At 72.6% G+C, this 18,144-nt stretch carries 9 protein-coding genes, 8 pseudogenes and 1 riboswitch; of the genes and pseudogenes, 14 read left to right on the top strand and 3 right to left on the bottom strand.

Annotation, left to right across the window (positions count from 1 at the left end; genetic code table 11):
• Positions 1–307: 307 nt before the first annotated feature.
• The 13 genes and pseudogenes from tatA to UG55_RS01700 all read left to right on the top strand — a co-directional run bounded on the left by tatA (position 308) and on the right by UG55_RS01700 (position 13,867).
• Positions 308–595: a Sec-independent protein translocase subunit TatA gene (tatA, locus tag UG55_RS01740; RefSeq protein WP_066061836.1), complete on the top strand. Its 288-nt coding sequence runs from the start codon at positions 308–310 to the stop codon at positions 593–595.
• 231 nt (positions 596–826) lie between these two features.
• Positions 827–1,592, top strand: a pseudogene (gene tatC, locus UG55_RS01735) (twin-arginine translocase subunit TatC); the annotation flags it as partial.
• 1 nt (position 1,593) lies between these two features.
• Positions 1,594–1,855: pseudogene (locus UG55_RS31155) on the top strand (twin-arginine translocase subunit TatC); the annotation flags it as partial.
• 54 nt (positions 1,856–1,909) lie between these two features.
• Positions 1,910–2,056 (top strand): annotated as a pseudogene (locus tag UG55_RS31150) (DEAD/DEAH box helicase); the annotation flags it as partial.
• A gap of 1 nt (position 2,057) precedes the next feature.
• Positions 2,058–2,462, top strand: a pseudogene (locus UG55_RS31145) (DEAD/DEAH box helicase); the annotation flags it as partial.
• Position 2,463: 1 nt separating this feature from the next.
• Positions 2,464–4,442: pseudogene (locus UG55_RS01730) on the top strand (helicase-related protein); the annotation flags it as partial.
• Between the two features lies 1 nt (position 4,443).
• A pseudogene (locus UG55_RS31140) lies at positions 4,444–4,768 on the top strand (RNA helicase); the annotation flags it as partial.
• A gap of 100 nt (positions 4,769–4,868) precedes the next feature.
• Positions 4,869–4,944: riboswitch (cobalamin riboswitch) on the top strand.
• 53 nt (positions 4,945–4,997) lie between these two features.
• Positions 4,998–5,237, top strand: a complete 240-nt coding sequence (locus UG55_RS01725) for a CbtB-domain containing protein (RefSeq protein ID WP_066061827.1) — start codon at positions 4,998–5,000, stop codon at positions 5,235–5,237.
• Between the two features lie 54 nt (positions 5,238–5,291).
• Complete coding sequence (locus UG55_RS01720; RefSeq protein WP_066061824.1) at positions 5,292–6,080, top strand: CbtA family protein; 789 nt, start codon at positions 5,292–5,294, stop codon at positions 6,078–6,080.
• A 100-nt stretch (positions 6,081–6,180) separates the two neighbouring features.
• Positions 6,181–7,257: a cobalamin biosynthesis protein gene (locus UG55_RS01715; protein WP_066061821.1), complete on the top strand. Its 1,077-nt coding sequence runs from the start codon at positions 6,181–6,183 to the stop codon at positions 7,255–7,257.
• Positions 7,254–8,864, top strand: a complete 1,611-nt coding sequence (locus tag UG55_RS01710) for a cobyric acid synthase (protein WP_066061818.1) — start codon at positions 7,254–7,256, stop codon at positions 8,862–8,864. Before UG55_RS01715 ends, UG55_RS01710 begins: the two co-directional genes overlap by 4 nt.
• Positions 8,865–12,908 (top strand): cobaltochelatase subunit CobN, encoded by a 4,044-nt coding sequence (gene cobN, locus UG55_RS01705; RefSeq protein ID WP_242423590.1) that lies wholly within the window; start codon positions 8,865–8,867, stop codon positions 12,906–12,908.
• Positions 12,909–13,075: 167 nt separating this feature from the next.
• Positions 13,076–13,867, top strand: coding sequence for a VOC family protein (locus UG55_RS01700; protein ID WP_066061815.1), 792 nt, complete (start codon positions 13,076–13,078; stop codon positions 13,865–13,867).
• A gap of 121 nt (positions 13,868–13,988) precedes the next feature.
• Here UG55_RS01700 and UG55_RS31135 read toward each other — a convergent pair.
• Positions 13,989–14,113, bottom strand: a pseudogene (locus tag UG55_RS31135) (hypothetical protein); the annotation flags it as partial.
• 1 nt (position 14,114) lies between these two features.
• The coding region (locus UG55_RS01695; RefSeq protein WP_242423589.1) for an NtaA/DmoA family FMN-dependent monooxygenase at positions 14,115–15,293 on the bottom strand (1,179 nt) is incomplete at its 3' end.
• Positions 15,294–15,948: 655 nt separating this feature from the next.
• Here UG55_RS01695 and UG55_RS01690 point away from each other — a divergent pair.
• Positions 15,949–17,958 carry a hypothetical protein gene (locus tag UG55_RS01690; RefSeq protein WP_083986345.1) on the top strand — a complete coding sequence of 670 codons (2,010 nt, stop codon included), beginning with the start codon at positions 15,949–15,951 and terminating at the stop codon, positions 17,956–17,958.
• On the opposite strand, the pseudogene UG55_RS29040 reads toward UG55_RS01690, so the two are convergent.
• Positions 17,943–18,144 (bottom strand): annotated as a pseudogene (locus tag UG55_RS29040) (IS630 family transposase); the annotation flags it as partial. The gene UG55_RS01690 and the pseudogene UG55_RS29040 overlap by 16 nt on opposite strands.

Here is an 18,144-nt window from a genome sequence, read left to right as displayed (position 1 = left end):
TGGTCGCCGCGGGTGACCGATCTCCCCGGTGACCGGGCCCGTGGCNGGACGACCAGGTCAGCGGGGGCGTCAGGCCAGAAAATCCGTGGTCGGAGCGTTCCCGGGCGGTTGAGACCCCGACCCGGACCGCAGCGGAAAGTGCCGGTGAGACAGCTCATCATCTGCGCGTTGCCAACAAGTCACGTGAGGGATACCCGGATACTGTCTATACCTTCCTAGGCTGGCCGACGTAGCATCGAGCCGCACCGGTCTGTTGATCGAGCGGCACCGGTCTGTTGACCGCACCGGTAACTGGAGGACGACTGCCATGCCAAACCTGGGCACGACCGAGATCATTATCATCGCGCTGGTAGTGCTGGTGCTCTTCGGCTCGAAGAAGCTTCCGGACGCGGCTCGTTCCTTTGGTCGCTCGCTGCGCATCTTCAAGGCGGAGACAAAGGGCCTGCGCGAGGATGATCTGTCCGCCAACGCCGCTGCTCCCGCTCCGGCTCCGGCCGCGCAGCCCGTCACGCCGCTCCCGATCGAGAGCCGTCCCGCCGCCGCGCCGAGCCCCTCGGTCAACGGCGCCGCTCCGGTTGACGCCGAGCGGCGCTGACCGGTCCGAAGGTCCGGGTCGCCGTCCCGGTCGGGCCGATCTCGCTGGTCAGCCCTGGCGCCGGTTTGGCGGGTCCGCGTTCTGTGTTCCCGATTCGGTCACGCTGGCCTCGGTGAACGTGCCGGCCATCGTGTCCGAGCGGGGCAGTGCGTAGGTGTGGGCCCTGCCGCGGGTGCCGAACGCGTCCGCCCGTCAGAATTCATCGTCTTCACCGAGCAGGAGCCTCAGCCCGTGCCACGGTTGCCAACGCCGCGCACGCTCGCCTCGTCGGTGCAGCAGCGGCGCACTCGCACGGTCGAGGACAGCAAGATGCCCCTCACCGAGCACCTGCGCGAGCTGCGGAACCGCATGGCGAAGGCGCTGGCCGCCTTCGCCGTCGCGTCGATCGTCTGTTTCATCTTCGAGCCACACATCTTCCAGTGGCTCATAGATCCCTACTGCTCGCTGCCCGCCGACAAACGCGGTGACTTCGGTAAGCCCGACGAGTCCTGCAAGCTCTACTTCTTCGGCATCCTCGACGCCTTCACCATCCGGCTCAAGATCTCGATGCTGTCCGGGATGGTCTTCTCGGCGCCGGTCTGGCTCTACCAGCTGTGGGCGTTCATCACTCCCGGGCTGCACCGGCACGAGCGCCGCTGGTCGCTGACCTTCGTCTGCGCCTCGCTCGTGCTGTTCGCCGTGGGCGGCCTCATGGCCTACTTCACGCTGGAGACCGGCCTCAACCTGCTGCTCGGTTTCGGCGGCGACGGCCTCGTCAGCGTTCTCGACGGAAACAAGTACCTGAGTTACGTCATCGCGATGCTGCTGGTCTTCGGGCTCTCGTTCGAAGTGCCCCTGATCGTCACGATGCTGAACCTCGCCGGCCTGGTCTCCACCGCCAAGCTGCGCTCCTGGCGGCGGGCCGAGATCTTCCTCGTGTTCGTCTTCGCGGCGATCGTCACGCCGAGCCAGGACCCCTTCACCATGCTGGCCCTGGGCCTGCCCATGGTCGTTCTCTNCGAGGTGGCGCTGGTCATCGGGTGGGTCAACGACCGGCGCAAGACTCGCCGGGGCGACACCTCGCCGTACGCGGACCTGGCGGACGACGAGGCCTCACCGCTCGACTTCGACGACACCCGGAGCGGTCGTGGAGCCGGTCCGGCGCGGGTCGCCGAGCAGGGGGCGGATGTCAGCGCGGGTGGGGCCGCACCGGGCGACACCCTGGTTGCCGGTGCTGCCGGCCCGTCACCGGCGGACAGCACGCACGGCGACGTCACCTGATCCGCGCCGCGCACCCACTATTTGCGCCACGCCAGTCAGCGTAGGGTGAATGACGTGTCGTCCGCGCCCGGCGCCGTCGAGGAGTTCGCGGCCCGGTATCCGTTCGGGCTTGACCCGTTCCAGTCCGAGGCCGTGGAGGCCCTGGCCCGGGGTGAGGGTGTGCTCGTCGCGGCTCCGACCGGGGCCGGGAAGACCGTTGTCNGGGAGTTCGCGGCGCACCTGGCGCTCGCCACCGGCACCCGCTGCTTCTACACCACGCCGATCAAGGCGTTGTCGAACCAGAAGTACACGGATCTGGTCAACCGCTACGGCGCCGCCTCCATCGGCCTGCTGACGGGCGACACGTCGCGTAACGGGGACGCCCCGGTGGTGGTCATGACCACCGAGGTCCTGCGCAACATGCTGTACTCCGAGGCCGCGGGCGGCAGCCGGCTCGGCGCGCTCGGCTACGTGGTGATGGACGAGGTCCACTACCTCGCCGACCGGCAGCGCGGCGCGGTCTGGGAAGAAGTGATCATCCACCTTCCGCAGCACGTCCGGCTGGTCTCGCTGTCCGCGACGGTGAGTAACGCGGAGGAGTTCGCCGAGTGGCTGGTCACCGTGCGTGNCCACACCAGGGTGATCGTGAGCGAGCATCGTCCGGTGCCGCTGTACCAGCATGTCCTCGCCGACCGGGCGCTGCACGACCTGTTCGTCGAGCCGTCGGCCGGGCCGGTGCGGTCGGCGCCCGCAACCGGGCGGAGTCGTCCCGGAAGCGGGGCCGCGGCTGGTGTGACAGCGGGCAGTCCGTCCGCGGGCGGCCAGGCTGTGGGTGGTCAGGCTGTGGGTGGTCAGGCGGCGGGCGGTCGGTCCGTCAACCCCGATCTGCTCCGGCTGGCGCGTGAGGAGTCGCAGTCCGGCTTCGAGCGGGGGCGTGGATCCCGCCCGCCGCGATCAGGCCGGGCCGGTCCCGGACCCGGCGGCCGGCGCCGTTTCGGGCCGCCGAGCCGCCCGGATGTGATCGTCCGGCTCGATCGGGCCGGGCTGCTGCCCGCGATCCTGTTCGTCTTCAGCCGGGTCGGCTGCGACGCCGCCGTCACCTCCTGCATCTCCGCGGGTCTGCGTCTGACGACGTCCGATGAACGGCGGGAGATCAACGCGCACGTGCGGGCGCGGACCGCGGGAATCCCGCAGGCGGACCTTGAGGTCCTGGGCTACTGGCAGTGGCTGGACGGGCTGGAGCGGGGCATCGCCGCGCATCACGCGGGCATGCTTCCCACCTTCAAGGAGGTGGTGGAGGAGCTGTTCGTGCGCGGGCTCGTCCGCGCGGTGTTCGCCACCGAGACGCTGGCCCTGGGGATCAACATGCCGGCGCGCACCGTCGTGCTGGAACGCCTCACGAAGTTCAACGGCCAGACCCGCGCGGACATCACTCCCGGTGAGTACACCCAGCTCACCGGGCGGGCCGGGCGGCGGGGAATCGACGTGGAGGGCCACGCGGTCGTGCTGTGGCAGTCCGGTCTGGACCCGCTGGCACTCGCCGGGCTCGCCTCGACCCGGACATACCCGTTGAAGTCGTCGTTCCGACCGTCCTACAACATGGCGGTCAACCTGGTCGGCAGGCTCGGTGCCGAGCATGCGCGGACCGTGCTGGAGTCCTCGTTCGCCCAGTTCCAGGCGGACAAGGCGGTGGTCGGGATCGCCCGCGCCGTCCGCCGCAACCAGGCGGCGATCGAGGAGCTCGGCGCCGCGTTGGAATGCGACCGCGGCTCGGTCGCGGAGTACGACGGGCTGCGGCGCGAGATCCGGGAGCGGGAGACCAGCCTGTCGCGTGCGGGCACGGCACGCCGGCAGTCCGAGGTGGCCGCGGCGCTGGCGAAGCTGCGCAGCGGGGATGTGGTGCGCGTGCCGGCCGGGCGCCGCGGCGGGCTCGTGGTGGTGTTGGACGCGGGGCTGGACACCGGTTCGGGTGAGGGGCCCCGCCCGGTCGTGTTGACCGTGGACCGGCAGGTGCGGCGACTGTCGATGATCGACTTTCCGGTGGCGGTGGAGCCGCTGGCCCGGGTGCGGATTCCGAAGTCGTTCAACGCCCGCTCGCCGCAGGCGCGGCGTGACCTGGCCTCGTCGCTGCGTAACGTCCGGTTGCCGGAGGAGCCTGGGCGCCGGGAGCGGCTGCGCTCGCTGGCGGCGGACGACGTCGAGCTGGCCCGGTTGCGCCGCGCGATGCGGGCGCACCCCGTCCACGACTGCCCGGAGCGTGAGGCCCACCTGCGCTCGGCGGAGCGCATCGACCGGCTGCGCCGGGAGACCGCCGGGCTGGAGCGCAAGGTGGAAGGACGGACGAACACCGTCGCCCGCACGTTCGACCGGGTCCGCGACACGCTCGCCGAGCTCGGCTACCTCGCCCCTGACGGCGACGCCGTCACCGAGGCCGGCACGATGCTGGCCCGCATCTACACCGAGCAGGATCTTCAGGTCGCGGAGTGCCTGCGCACCGGGGTGTGGGACGGTCTGACCCCACCGGCGCTGGCCGCGGCGGTGTCGACGCTGGTGTTCGAGCCGCGCGGGGACGACGTGCCGCCCCCCGCCCTTCCGGGCGGCGCGGCGCNGCGGGACGCGCTGGCCGAGATGGCGAACGTCTACACCCGGCTCAGTGCGGTGGAGGACGATCACCGGCTGGGCTTCCTGCGCCCACCCGATCTGGGGTTCGTTCCGGCGGCCTTCGGCTGGGCTTCCGGTCGAGGGTTGGAACGGGTGCTGTCGGAGGCGGGCGCCGACCTCACGGCGGGCGACTTCGTCCGCTGGATGCGGCAGCTCATCGATCTTCTTGATCAGATTGCGCAGCTCGCGCCCGCCGCCGGGGTCGGCAAGGCGGCCCGGGCCGCCATGGACGCTGTCCGCCGTGGAGTCGTGGCCTACTCGATGTCCGTGTGAGGCCGGTCCCGCGTCCTTTTGCGGTGTGACCGGGTGAACTCGCTGTTGACTATGAGTTCACAAAGCTCGTAGCCTGACACCGATAGTCGTGATGTTGACTGGAAGCCGGTGAGATTCCGGAGCGGCCGCGCCACTGTGACCGGCTGGCGAGATTTACTCCCAGCAGGAAGCCAGACCCGTTTCATCGCGAAGCAACCAGCCGGACGCGTGATCCCTGGGAGGTCCTCGCATGGCCGATTCCGTCGCCGCCCCGTCCAACGTTTCAGCGCCCCTGGCAGGCGGGGGCACGCGGCCGCTGCAGCTTCCGTTGCGTGAGGTCATCCCGTGGGCCGTTCTCGTCGGCACCCTGATGCTGCTGGTGATCTACTTCGTGGGTTCGGAGGAAGGCGCCTTCTCGGCGGTGGGCGGCACCTGGATCCACGAGTTCGTGCATGACGGCCGGCACCTGCTGGGTTTCCCCTGCCACTGATTCCACCGGATACCGGCGGAGTTTTCTCCGTCTGACGGTGGAGGGCCGTTTCGCATGATGCGCAGACTGCTTGTTTTTGGCATGCTCACAGGTCTGTTCGCGGGCCTGGTCGCGTTCGCTTTCGCCTCGGTTGCGGGCGAGCCGCAGGTGGACGCGGCGATCGCGATCGAGGAGGCGGCGATCGCGGTCGAGGAGGCGCCCGCACCGGCCACCGGCGACCATGCCGAGTCGGCGGAGGTGTCCCGGAACACCCAGAAGGGTGTCGGCCTCGCGGTCGCGACCGGCCTGTACGGCGTCGCGATGGGTGGCCTGTTCGCGATCGCGTGCGCCGTCGCCTACGGCCGCATCGGAACATCGCGGATGCGGTCCACCTCCGCGGCGGTCGCGGCGGGGGGTCTGGTCGCGGTGGCACTCGTGCCGTTCGCCAAGTACCCGGCGAATCCGCCCGCTGTCGGGGATCCGGGCACGATCGACCGTCGTACCGGCCTTTACGTCGTGCTGGTGGCCGTCGCGGTGCTCGCGGCGCTGATCGCCGCCCAGGCCGGCCGGGTGCTCGCCGCCCGGGTCGGCCCGTGGAACGCCGCGCTCGCGGCGGCCGGGGTGTTCACCGTGCTGGTGACGGTGGCCGCGGTTCTCCTGCCCGTCGTCAACGAGGTCCCCGACTCCTTCCCACCCGAGCTGCTGTGGCGTTTCAGGTTGTCCTCGCTGGGCGCCCAGGCGCTGGTGTGGGTGGTGCTCGGGCTCGGATTCGGCCCGTTGGCCGACCGGGTGCTCAATCCCGCGCCGTCGCGGGCGGCCCGGTCCGTTGCCGCCTCGGCCGCATCCAGTCCGTCAACCGGGTGAGGGCGCACCGCGCGGCCGGGTGGGATGCGGCCGGGTGGGATGCGGCCGGGTGGGATGCGGCCGGGTGGGATGTGGCACGAGACAGGAGAGGAGCGCGGGTGTGAACCGTGCTCGCGCACTGGGGCTGCTGCTCGGGGCGGCCGCCGACGCGCTGCTCGCCGATCCGGCGCGGGGTCATCCGGTCGCGGGCTTCGGGCGGATCGCCGGCAGCCTGGAACGTGCGGTCCACCGCGACAGTCGGCTGGTCGGCGCGGCGTATGCGGCGGTTCTCGTCGCCGGCCCCGCCGTGGTCGCCGGGCGGGTGGAGCGCGCCCTCGGCGCCGGAGGCCGGGCCGAGGCGGGTGTCGGTGTCGGCTCCGTGGCCGAGATCAGGGTGGGGTCCGAGATCAGGGTGGGGTCCGAGGTCGGGGTCCGGGGGCCGTGGTCCGGGGTGGCGGTGACGGCGCTGACCGCCGTGGCGACCTGGGCGGTCCTCGGGGGCACCTCGCTGCGGCGGGAAGGACACCGGCTCGCCGACGAGCTGTCCCGCTCGGACCTCGCCGCCGCCCGGGCCCGCCTGCCTTCGCTGTGCGGGCGTGACCCGGCGGTGCTCGACCGTGACGGGCTGGCCCGCGCCGGAGTCGAGTCGCTGGCCGAAAACACCTCGGACGCCGTCGTCGCCCCGCTGCTGTGGGGGGCCGTCGCCGGGCTGCCCGGGCTCGTCGGCTACCGCGCGGTGAACACCCTGGACGCGATGGTCGGCTACCGCAACGCCCGCTTCCGCCGCTTCGGCTGGGCGGCGGCGCGGGCCGACGACCTGGCCAACCTGGTGCCGGCGCGGATCTGCGCCGTGCTGACCTGCGTGTGCGCTCCGGTGGTCGGCGGCTCGCCGGCGCGCGCGCTGCGGACGGTGCGCCGCGACGGTCGGCGCCACCCGAGCCCGAACGCGGGCATGGCCGAGGCGGCCTTCGCCGGGGCGACCGGCCTGCGGCTCGGTGGTGAGCTGCGCTATGCCCATGGTGTCGAGCACCGCCCCGAGCTGGGATCGGGGCCGCGCCCGCGGCCCGCGGACCTGGCTGCCGCCGCCCGCCTGTCGGGTGCCGTCACCGTTGCCGCGGTCGCGGTGAGCGTGGGCGTCGCCGCGCTCCGGCCGGTGGCGGGCCGTGCGGCGCGGGGTGCGCTGGAGCGCTCGCGGTGACCGGTGCGGCCGCCGGGGGCGCGCCGGGTGGGGCGCTGCTGGTCGCCGGCACCGCGTCCGACGCCGGGAAGAGCGTTCTCACCGCGGGCCTGTGCCGGTGGCTGGCCCGTGAGGGTGTGCGCGTCGCGCCGTTCAAGGCGCAGAACATGGCGCTGAACTCGGTGGTGACCGCCGACGGCGCCGAGATCGGCCGCGCGCAGGCCATGCAGGCCGCCGCGGCCGGCATCGAGCCCGAGGCCGCGATGAACCCGGTGCTGCTCAAGCCCGGCTCGGACCGGCACAGCCAGCTGATCGTGCTGGGCCGTCCGGTCGCCGAGGTCGACGCGCTCGGTTACCGTCCGCACAAGGGGCATCTTCTCGGCATCGTGCTGGACTGCCTCGCCGACCTGCGCCGCCGGTTCGACGTGGTGATCTGTGAGGGGGCCGGGTCACCGACGGAGATCAATCTGCGGGCGTCCGACATCGCCAACCTGGGCCTGGCCCGGGCGGCCGGCCTGCCGGTGCTGGTCGTCGGGGACATCGACCGCGGTGGCGTGTTCGCCGCGCTGTTCGGCACACTCGCCCTGCTCGACCGGGCCGACCAGGCGCACGTCGCCGGCTGGGTGATCAACCGTTTCCGCGGCGACCCACGGCTGCTCGAACCCGGGCTGCGCCAGCTGGAAGGGCTCACCGGACGTCCCGTCCTGGGGGTTGTGCCCTGGCTGCCGGGGCTGTGGCTCGATGCCGAGGACTCCCTGGATCTGCGCTCGCACCCGGAGCCGGAGGCGGAACACGCCTGGGCGGCGGGCCGGACCGGGCCGGTGGACACGGGTCCGGAGCGGCTGCGGGTCGCCGTCATCAGGTTTCCGAGGCTGTCCAACGTCACCGACCTCGACGCGCTGCGGGCCGAGCCGGGGGTGTCCGTCCGGCTCGCCACCACGGTGGACGACCTCAGCGACGTCGACCTGGTTGTCCTGCCGGGAACCCGGGCCACGGTGTCCGACCTGGCCTGGCTGCGCCGGCGCGGGCTCGCCGAGGCCGTCGTCGCCCGGGCCGCCGCGGGCCTGCCCGTCCTGGGGATCTGTGGTGGCTACCAGATGCTCGGCGCGCGCATCGACGACGACGTCGAGTCCGGGGCCGGCGAGGTGCCCGGGCTCGGACTGCTGCCGGTGACCACCCGGTTCGCCGCCGACAAGGTGCTCGGGCGGCGGGCGGGTGTGACCGCGGACGGCCACCCCGTCACCGGGTACGAGATCCGCCACGGCCGGCCGGTGATCGGCGACGCGCCCGGCCCCGGCGTCCGCGGGCTGACCACCGGGTGCGGCGATGGCAGCGCCGGCGTCGAGCCGTTCGCGGCGGACGGCGTGCGCCGTGGCGGTGTCGCCGGAACGAGCTGGCACGGCCTGCTGGAGAACGACGAGTTCCGGCGTTCCTACCTGGCCGCCGTGGCGGCTGCCGCCGGCCGGTCGTTCCGGCCCGCGCGGACCTCCTTCGCGGCGGTGCGGCAGCGCCGCCTCGACGCGCTCGGCGACCTGGTCGCCGACCACCTCGACCTGCCGGCGGTGCGCGCGTTGCTGGAACGCGGCGCGCCGGCCGGACTTCCCTTCGTCCCCCCGGGAGCGCCCTGAATGCCGACGGAGCAGCCGACGGACCAGGCGACGGAGCAGGCGACGGGACAGGGGTGGGAGCAGGCGGCGGAGGGGCGGCCGGCCGCGGCCACCGGCCCGGTCGAGCCGGTGATCGCGCTGATCTCGACCGCCGACACCGAGCTGCTCGCCGCGCGGGCCTGCGGCCTGCCATGGCGGGTCGCGGGGACCGCGCGTCTCGACGCCGCCGAGGTGCCCGCGTTCCTGGCCGGTGTCGACATTGTGGTGGTGCGCCTGCTCGGTGGTGAACGGGCCTGGCCCGAGGGCCTGGCGGCCGCCGTCGCCAGCGGGCTGCCGGTCGTCGCGCTCGGTGGGGAGGCGACCCCGGACGCCGCGCTGATGGCCCTGGGGACGGTGCCGGCCGGGGTCGCCACCGAGGCGCTCGCCTACCTGGTCGAGGGAGGTGTGGCCAACCTCGCCGAGCTCTACCGGTTCCTTTCCGACACGCTGCTGCTCACCGGCCTGGGCTTCGCCGCGCCGGTGGTCCTGCCGGCGCACGGCGTGCACGGCCGGCGGGCGGCCAGGGCCGGCCGCCCGACCGTCGGTGTCGTGTTCTACCGGGCCCATGCCACCGCCGGCAACACGGCGTTCGTCGACGCGCTGTGCGACGCGCTCGAGGGCGCCGGGGTGAACGCCCGTCCCGTGTTCTGCTCCACCCTGCGGGGGGCTGCCGCCGGCGGGGTCCTGCGTGATCTCACCGGGGTGGACGCCCTGGTGGTGACCGTGCTCGCGGCCGGCGGGACCCGGCCGTCGGACGCGTCGGCCGGCGGCGACGAGGATGCCTGGGACGTCGGGGCGCTCGCGGAGCTGGACGTCCCGGTCGTGCAGGGGCTGTGCCTGACGTCGACCCGTGCCGGGTGGGTGGACAGCGACGCGGGCCTGTCCCCGATGGACGCCGCCATGCAGGTGGCGATCCCCGAGTTCGACGGGCGGATCATCACCGTTCCGTTCTCCTTCAAGGAGGAGGGGCCGGACGGCGTCCCGGTGTATGCGGCCGATCCGGAACGCACCGCGCGCGTCGCGGGCCTCGCAGCGCGGCTGGCGGCGCTGCGGCACACCCCGCCCGCGCGGAAGAAGATCGCGATAGTGCTGTCGTCGTACCCGACCAAGCACTCGCGGGTCGGCAACGCCGTCGGCCTGGACACGCCCGCCTCGGCGGTTCTGCTGCTCGACGCGCTGCGGGCCGCCGGCTACGACCTCGGTGACGGCTTCCCGGGCGAGGAGCTGCGCCACACCGCCGGAGGCGCCGGAGGAGCCGGCGAGGCCGGTTCGGCCGGCGAGGCCGGTTCGGTGACCGCGAACGCGCGGCCGGCCGCGGCGGTCGGTGACGCGCTGATCCACGCCCTGATCGCGGCGGGCGGGCACGACGTCGAATGGCTGACCGCCGAACAGCTCGCCGCCGCGCCCGCGCGGGTGCCCGCGTCGACGTATGAGAGCTGGTTCGCCCGCCTGCCGGAACCGCTGCGGAGCGGGATGGTCGAGCACTGGGGACCGCCGCCGGGCTCGCTCTACGTGGACGACGGCAGTCTCGCCGGTGCCGGCGGGCCCGGTGCCGGGATACCCGGTGGCAGTGGGCGCGGGGACGGTGAGCCCGGGCGCGGGGGGCGCGGGCGCGGGGGGCGAGGGGGGCGCGGGCCGGAGCCGGCGATCGTGCTGGCCGCGCTGCGGTTCGGCAACGTCGTGGTGATGATCCAGCCGCCGCGCGGGTTCGGGGAGAACCCGGTGGCGATCTACCACGATCCCGACCTGCCGCCCTCGCACCACTACCTGGCGGCGTACCGCTGGCTGGACGAGGTCTTCGGCGCGGACGCCGTCATCCACCTCGGCAAGCACGGAACGCTGGAGTGGCTGCCCGGCAAGGGCCTGGGGCTGTCCGCCGGGTGCGCGCCGGACGCCGTCCTCGGCGATCTGCCCTTCGTGTACCCCTTCCTGGTCAACGACCCGGGGGAGGGCACGCAGGCGAAACGCCGAGCGCACGCGGTGATCGTCGACCACCTGGTGCCGCCGATGGCGCGGGCGGACTCCTACGGCGACCTGGCCCGGCTGGAGCAGCTCCTCGACGAGTACGCGACCCTGGCGGCGCTCGACCCGGCGAAGCTGCCGGCGGTGCGCGCCCAGATCTGGACGCTCATCCAGTCGGCCCAGCTGCACCACGACCTCGGGCTGACCGACCGGCCCGGCGACGACGACTTCGACGACTTCCTGCTGCACGTCGACGGCTACCTGTGTGAGGTCAAGGACACCCAGATCCGCGACGGCCTGCACATTCTCGGCGTGGCCCCGGCGGGTGAGGCGCGGACGAACCTGGTCACCGCGATCCTGCGCGCGAACCAGCTGTGGGCGGGCCGGGCGGGCGCGGTACCGGGCCTGCGCACCGCCCTGGGGCACACCGAGGGCGACACGGAGGCCACGCGCGCCCAGGTGGACGCGTTCGAGGAGACCGCGCGCTCGCTGGTGGCCGAGCTGGCGGCGGCCGGCTGGGCGCCGGCGGCGGTCGGTGACGTCGTGGCCCGTCACCTGGTCGGGGCCGGTGCGGGAGAGGTCCGATCCGGGGTTCCGGCGGCGGCGCGGGGCGAGGTCGAGCGGGTCCTGACGTTCGCGGCGGCCGAGGTCGTCCCCCGGCTGGCCCGCACGCCGGACGAGATCACCAACACGGTTCGGGCGCTGGACGGGCGGTTCGTCCCGCCCGGGCCCTCCGGCTCGCCGACCCGGGGGCTGGTCAACGTGCTGCCCACCGGGCGCAACTTCGCCTCCGTCGACCCGAAGGCCATCCCGTCCCGCCTGGCCTGGGAGACCGGCCGCGCGCTGGCCGACTCGCTGATCGAGCGCTACCTCACCGACACCGGTGCCTACCCGGCGTCGGTCGGCCTGACCGTCTGGGGGACGTCCGCCATGCGCACCCAGGGCGACGACATCGCCGAGGTGCTGTGGCTGCTGGGCTGCCGCCCGACCTGGGATGACGCCTCCCGGCGGGTCACCGGGTTCGAGATCGTCCCGGGTCCGGAGCTGGGGCGTCCGCGGGTGGATGTGGTGGTGCGGATCTCCGGCTTCTTCCGGGACGCGTTCCCGCATGTCGTCGCGCTGCTCGACGACGCGGTGCGGGCGGTGGCCGCGCTCGACGAGCCGGGCGAGGTCAACGCGCTGGCGGCGCACGTCCGCGCCGATCTGGCGGCGCTCGCCGCCGGGGCGACGGGTGCCGGGGCGATGGATTCCGGGGCGATGGATTCCGGGGCGATGGATACCGGGGCGACGGGCGCCGCCGGGGTGGACCCGTCCGCGTTGCGCCGGGCGACGACGCGGATCTTCGGGTCGAAGCCGGGCGCCTACGGCGCGGGCCTGCTGCCGCTGATCGACTCACGGCAGTGGCGCTCGGACGCCGACCTCGCCGAGGTGTACGCGGTCTGGGGTGGCTACGCCTACGGCCGGGGCCTGAACGGAGCCGAGGCCCGCGCGGACATGGAGACGGCGTTCCGCCGCATCCAGATCGCGGTCAAGAACCAGGACACCCGGGAGCACGACCTCGTCGACTCCGACGACTACTTCCAGTACCACGGCGGGATGGTCGCCGCCGTGCGCGCGCTGACGGGCACGTCACCGGCGGCGTACGTCGGCGACAGCGCGCTGCCGGACGTGGTCCGCACCCGCACGCTGCAGGAGGAGACCCACCGGGTGTTCCGCGCCCGGGTGGTGAATCCGCGCTGGATCGCCGCGATGCGCCGGCACGGCTACAAGGGTGCCTTCGAGCTGGCCGCGACCGTCGACTACCTGTTCGGCTACGACGCGACCGCCGGCGTCGTGCAGGACTGGATGTACGAGTCGCTGGCCGCGTCCTACGTCTTCGACCCCGAGACCCGGGAGTTCCTCCAGACGGCGAACCCGTGGGCTTTGCGTGGCATGACGGAGCGGCTGCTGGAGGCCGCCGAACGTGGGCTGTGGGCGGCGCCGCAGGAGCGCACGCTCGCTGGGCTGCGGGCCACCTACCTGGAGCTTGAGGGTGAGCTGGAGGCCGCGGGCGAAGGGGGCTGAAGGGGGCGGGAACGGCGTCGGCCGCGATTGTCCGGGCCGCGTCGCCGCGCAGCGATGAGTTTCTGTCGGTGGGTAGGTCCAAGGTGTCGACAGCACGCGAACGGCGAACCGCGGGCGCACCTCCCGCGCACCGGGCGCCGCGTGCGACGACGGCGAAGGAGCCCGAGATGCCCGCGCACGAGAACACCCTGACCGGTGCCCCCTGCTGGGTCGACCTCATGACCTCGGATGTGGAGGGGGCACGCAGCTTCTACGGGGAGCTGTTCGGCTGGGTCTCCGAGGACCCGAACCCCGACTTCGGCGGCTATTTCAACTTCACGAAGAACGGCCGGCGGGTCGCCGGTGGCATGCCCAAGCAGCAGCCCGAGCTGCCCGACGTCTGGTCGGTCTACCTGCTGACGCAGGACGCGGAGAAGACGGCCGCCGCGGTCTCCGAGCACGGCGGGACCGTGATGATCCCCCCGATGGCGGTCAGCGACCTCGGCACCATGTCGGTGGCGGTCGACCCGGGTGGCGCCGTGATCGGCATGTGGCAGCCGGGCGCGCACCGCGGCTTCGAGCTCACGGCCGAGCCGGGGGCGCCGGGCTGGTTCGAGCTGATGACCCGCGACTTCGCCGGCGCCATCCCGTTCTACCGGGACGTCTTCGGGTGGCAGACGAAGGCGATGGGTGACAGCGACGACTTCCGCTACACCGTCCAGGTCGACGACGCCGGTGAGCAGTACGCGGGAGTCATGGATGCCGCGTCCTTCCTCCCGGAGGGCGTCCCGCCGCACTGGGGCGTCTACTTCGCGGTGGAGGACACCGACGCCACCCTCGAACTGGTCGGGAAGCTCGGCGGTGCGGTCGCCCAGCCCGCGGTGGACACCCCCTACGGCCGGCTCGCGATCGCGGCCGACCCGACCGGCGCCGCCTTCAAGCTCGTCGGCCCCAACAAGGAGGAGCAGCCGAAGACCTGAGGCCCCCTCCTACCTGGGCGCCAGTCGGCCCCGCGGCCACACCGTCTCGACTGCCGTCGAAGCTGTGCCGGTCGCCGCGGGGCCGGCGCACCGCCGAGACCGGCCGTCAAGAGACCGGCCGTCAGAAGTCGAGCAGGTTGTCGCGGAACAACTGGTGCGGGTAGGAGGAGCGCATGAGCCCGCGGCGGCGCAGCGCCGGAGCCAGACCGTCGGCGATCTCGCTGACGGACCGGCGGTGGACGGGGGNGGCGATCAGGAAACCGTCGCCGCCGACGGCGTCCATCACCTCGCCCATCTGCACGGCGACCGTGTCCGGGGAGCCGACCAGCTCCACCGACTCCACGGTGTCATGGTCCATCACCGTCTCCCGCAGCGTGCGCCCGCCGGCGGCCGAGGCGAAGCGGGCCATCGAGCTCTGGTGCCCGTTGACCTTGCCGGTCAGATCCGGGAAGGGCTCGTCCAGGTCGAACTGCGCGAAGTCGACGCCGCTGAAGTAGGACATCTGCCCGAGGATCGTGTCCATGACGTCGGGGTCCTGCTGCCGGGCGCGGCGGCGGGCCAGCGTCGCGCGGGCCTCGGCGTCCGTCTCGCCGATCACCGGGCTGACCAGGAAGAGCACCTTGCAGTCGGATGGCTTGCGCCCGTGCCGGAGCATCCGCTCCGAGATGTCGTCCCGATAGGCGCGCATGGCGTCCACCCCGTGCGGGACGGCGATGATCGTGTCGGCGTGCTTCGCGGCGAGCTCCCGGCCGGCAGGTGACCCACCGGCCTGGCAGACCACCGGGCGGCCCTGCGGCCCGGCGGGGGCGTTCAGCGGCCCGCGGCTGCGGTGGAAGCGCCCTTCGAAGTCGATGGTGTGCACCTTGCGGTGGTCGGCGAAGACCCCACCGGACGCGACGACCGCGCCGGGCTCCCAGGAGGAGAGGAGCCGGTCCACCAGCTCCATCCACTCGTCGGCCATCTCATAGCGCAGGTCATGCTCGAAATGCTCCGCATAGCCGAAGTTCTGGGCGGAGCGGTGACTGCTGGAGGTGACCAGGTTGGCCCCGACCCTGCCCGCGGAGAGATGGTCGAGCGAGGCCAGCATCCGCGCGGCCATGAAAGGCGGATAGAACGAGGTGGAGATGGTCGCGACCAGTCCGATCCGGGACGTCGCCTGGCTCATCACCGCCACCGCGGCCATCGGGTCCAGCCGCGGGGACTCCCAGGCGTGCGCGAGGTCGACCTCCATGGTCCCCTTGTAGGTATCGGTGATCATGAGGCCGTCTTCGAGAATCAGATAGTCGAAGAAGGCGCGTTCGAGGGAGCGGGCGAGGTCGGTGTAGAAACCGCCCCGGGTCCATTCCGCGGCCAGCGTTCCCGACCACGTGTCGTTCCACGCCTGCGGGCCGAAGCCGCTGCCGACGAACCAGCCCAGGTGGAACATGCGCGTCTCCCTCGCGGTCGCATCACGGCCGACGGCGGCAGTCGTGGCCGGGGCGGGCGTGCGCGGTCGGTTGATCGGACTGGCGGCAGTCTTGCCGCCGCGGATTGCCGGCCCGGTACCGTCCGGTTGCCTGGCCGTTGCGCCGGCCCCACCGCGGCGTAGCGACTGGCTGGTGCCCACTCCGGCCCGTTCACGCCGCCGCGTGTGCGGCGCCCCGGCCCCGACCCGGGCTCCGCTGTGGCACGCGGGAACTCCGGGTGGCCCCGGGACTGTCCCGGTGGGGCCGAAGCCGCCGTGCGGATCTGTGGGCGGTGGAAAACGGAAACGTGGCGGGACTGGTGCGGCCGGTCGCGGGCGCTGGCCAGGCCCGATGAATGTCGCGGGCGTGCCGCGCCCCGCGGGCGTCACCACTCCCTTTCCTGAACTCGCTGCCGGCCGGGCGAGGAAATCGGCCGAGGCCGTGAAACCGCCGCCGGCGCCGGTAATCCGTCGTTGTGGAAGCGGGCCGGTTTCCGTCCGGGCAACGCCTGTCGGTAAGGCGACATGGTGGGCCTGGACCGGCTGATTCAGAGTGGATCGACGGTCACTAGGCTGCTGTCCACAGGTGCCGTGTACAGATGAGATCTGGCACTGAACGTACGCGGGGGTGTCCGGGGTGCGCAGGCTGCGACGGGGGCGTTCGCTCCGATCCGTCTCGGCCGCGGTGGCTGCCGCGGTCGCGGCTCTGACGTTGCTCGGGGCGCTCGGCGCCAGCCCGGGAACGGCGGTCGTCGAACTCACCGACGGCGGCTCCTGGTTGTGGAGCACGGCCAAAGGCTGGGTGACCCACGTCAACGGCCCGTCCGGCAAACCGGATTTCAACGTGGAGCTGGCGGCGTCCCGGGGGCATCCGGTCGAGCTGACCCAGGATGGTGTATCGGTCCTGGTCACCGACCTGGAAACGGGTGAGGTGAGCCGGATCGACCCGGCGACGATGGAGCTGGTGTCGAGATCGTTCGGGGAGTCCGCGGCGGTGCGGGTGGTGGCGCTCGGTGACCTCGCCTATGTGATCGAGACCGACACCGGAGTGGTGACCCGTATCGATCCGCGGACCCTGGACATCATCGGAGAGCGGATCCACCTCGACGCGCCGGTCACCGGTGCCGGCCTCGACGCCGACGGTGTGCTCTGGGTGGCAGTCGCCCGCAGCGGTGAGCTGATCGCCGTCCGGGACGGTCGGCGGTTGCTGGCCGTCCCGGTGAGCGCGCCGGGTTCCGCGCTGACGATGACGGTGGCCGGCGGGCGCCCGGTCGCCGTGGACGCGACCACGCCCGCGCTCCTGCCGGTCGCCTCCGCCGGTGCGGATCAGGTCGAGAGCCGGGCGGCGGACCGGTCGGTGGCGCTTCCGCCGCCGGCCGGTGGGAACCACCGCCTGACCGTCGCCCCGACGATCGACGGTCGGGTCGTGCCCGTCCTGGTCGAGGACACCGCCGTGGTGCTGCTCGTCGACCTGGACGCGAACGACGGCGATGCCTCGGTGGACCGGGTCGAACTGGCCGGTCAGCAGCCGTCCGCCGACCTGGGGGCGCCGGTGATCGCGGCGGGGCGGGTGTACGTGCCCGACAACCAGGCCGGCCGCGTTCTCGTCTACGACAGGGCGGCCGGTCGGTTCGAGGAGCCGATCCAGCTCGCCGGCGGCCCGGGAATGCTGACGCTGTTCGTTCGCAACGGCACGGTGTGGATGAACGACGCGGCCGGCACGAACGCGGTCGCGGTGGACAGCGACGGCCGGCGCCACCGGGTCGACAAGTACGCACCGGACGCGGTGGTGCCGGTGGTCGACAAAAGCGTCCCGGCCCCGCCGCCACCGGTTCCGGAACCGTCGGCGACGCGGCGTCGGCCCTCCCCGCCGGAACGGTCTTCGCGGCCGCCCGCCACGGCGCCGGTTCCCGGACCGCAACCGGCTCCGCTGCCCGGGCCGACCTCGACGGCACCGCCGCCGGCCCTCCCCCTGCCGTCGCGGACCACAGCGCCACCTGCCACGACACCACCCACCACGACACCACCCACCACGACACCACCCACCACGACACCGACGACACAGGCGCCCGCGGCGCCGGGTGCGCCGTCGGTCAGTGTGCGCTCTGCGTCAGGGGCTGTCGTCTACACCGTGACGGCGGGGGCCGGTGGGCCCGCCGTCACGTTCGCCATAACAACCAGCACCGGTGAATCCACGACCATCTCCGGGCCCGGGCCGACGACCAACACCTCGGTAACCCATCGAACCGACTGCCCGACCGTCCAGGTCACGGCGGTCGCCATCGGCCCGGGTGGTGAATCGCCGGCCTCCGTGCCCGCGCAGGCGCTCGGCTGTGTACCACCGGGCCCGATTCAGAACGTCACCCAGGTCGACAACGGCGCGCAGAGCGGCAGCGGCTGGGCGAAGGTAATCAACTGGCAGCCGCCGGCGGACGACGGAGGCGGGACGATCACCTATGTGATAACAATGTCCGACCACCCGGGTGGGTCGCCTCCGTATACATATACTGATGATTCCCCGACCATCGACCGTCTGGGCGGGGCTATCGACTACCAAAAGGCCGTTATCCAGGCGAGAAACGCGGCTGGAGCCGGGCCTGGTACTAAGAAGAACGAAAGTATCTGGACTCGCTACCAGTTGATGTAGGCGAGGTGGGGATCGCCGAAGAATCCCATGACGAGGCCCGGGTTTTCCTGGAGCCTGCGGAGCGCCGCGAGAACATTGGAATACAGGTCCGAAACCGATGTGATCATTTTTCGGCCGACCTTGGCGGTCTTGACGTTGTTCCAGACCCATTCGTCTGGGTTGGTGTCGGGGGCGTAGGGAGGGAGG

The organism is Frankia sp. EI5c (assembly GCF_001636565.1).
In the GTDB taxonomy this organism is placed as follows: domain Bacteria; phylum Actinomycetota; class Actinomycetes; order Frankiales; family Frankiaceae; genus Parafrankia.
Note: the sequence above shows the minus strand (reverse complement) of the source record. Positions and strands in the feature narration are given on the sequence as shown.

What these genes read in the sequence shown, in the direction of transcription:
- UG55_RS01700 (WP_066061815.1), top strand. Translation starts at nt 13,076, where the DNA reads ATGCCCGCGCACGAGAACACCCTGACCGGTGCCCCCTGCTGGGTCGAC.
- UG55_RS01725 (WP_066061827.1), top strand. Translation starts at nt 4,998, where the DNA reads ATGGCCGATTCCGTCGCCGCCCCGTCCAACGTTTCAGCGCCCCTGGCA.
- tatA (WP_066061836.1), top strand. Translation starts at nt 308, where the DNA reads ATGCCAAACCTGGGCACGACCGAGATCATTATCATCGCGCTGGTAGTG.
- cobN (WP_242423590.1), top strand. Translation starts at nt 8,865, where the DNA reads ATGCCGACGGAGCAGCCGACGGACCAGGCGACGGAGCAGGCGACGGGA.
- UG55_RS01720 (WP_066061824.1), top strand. Translation starts at nt 5,292, where the DNA reads ATGATGCGCAGACTGCTTGTTTTTGGCATGCTCACAGGTCTGTTCGCG.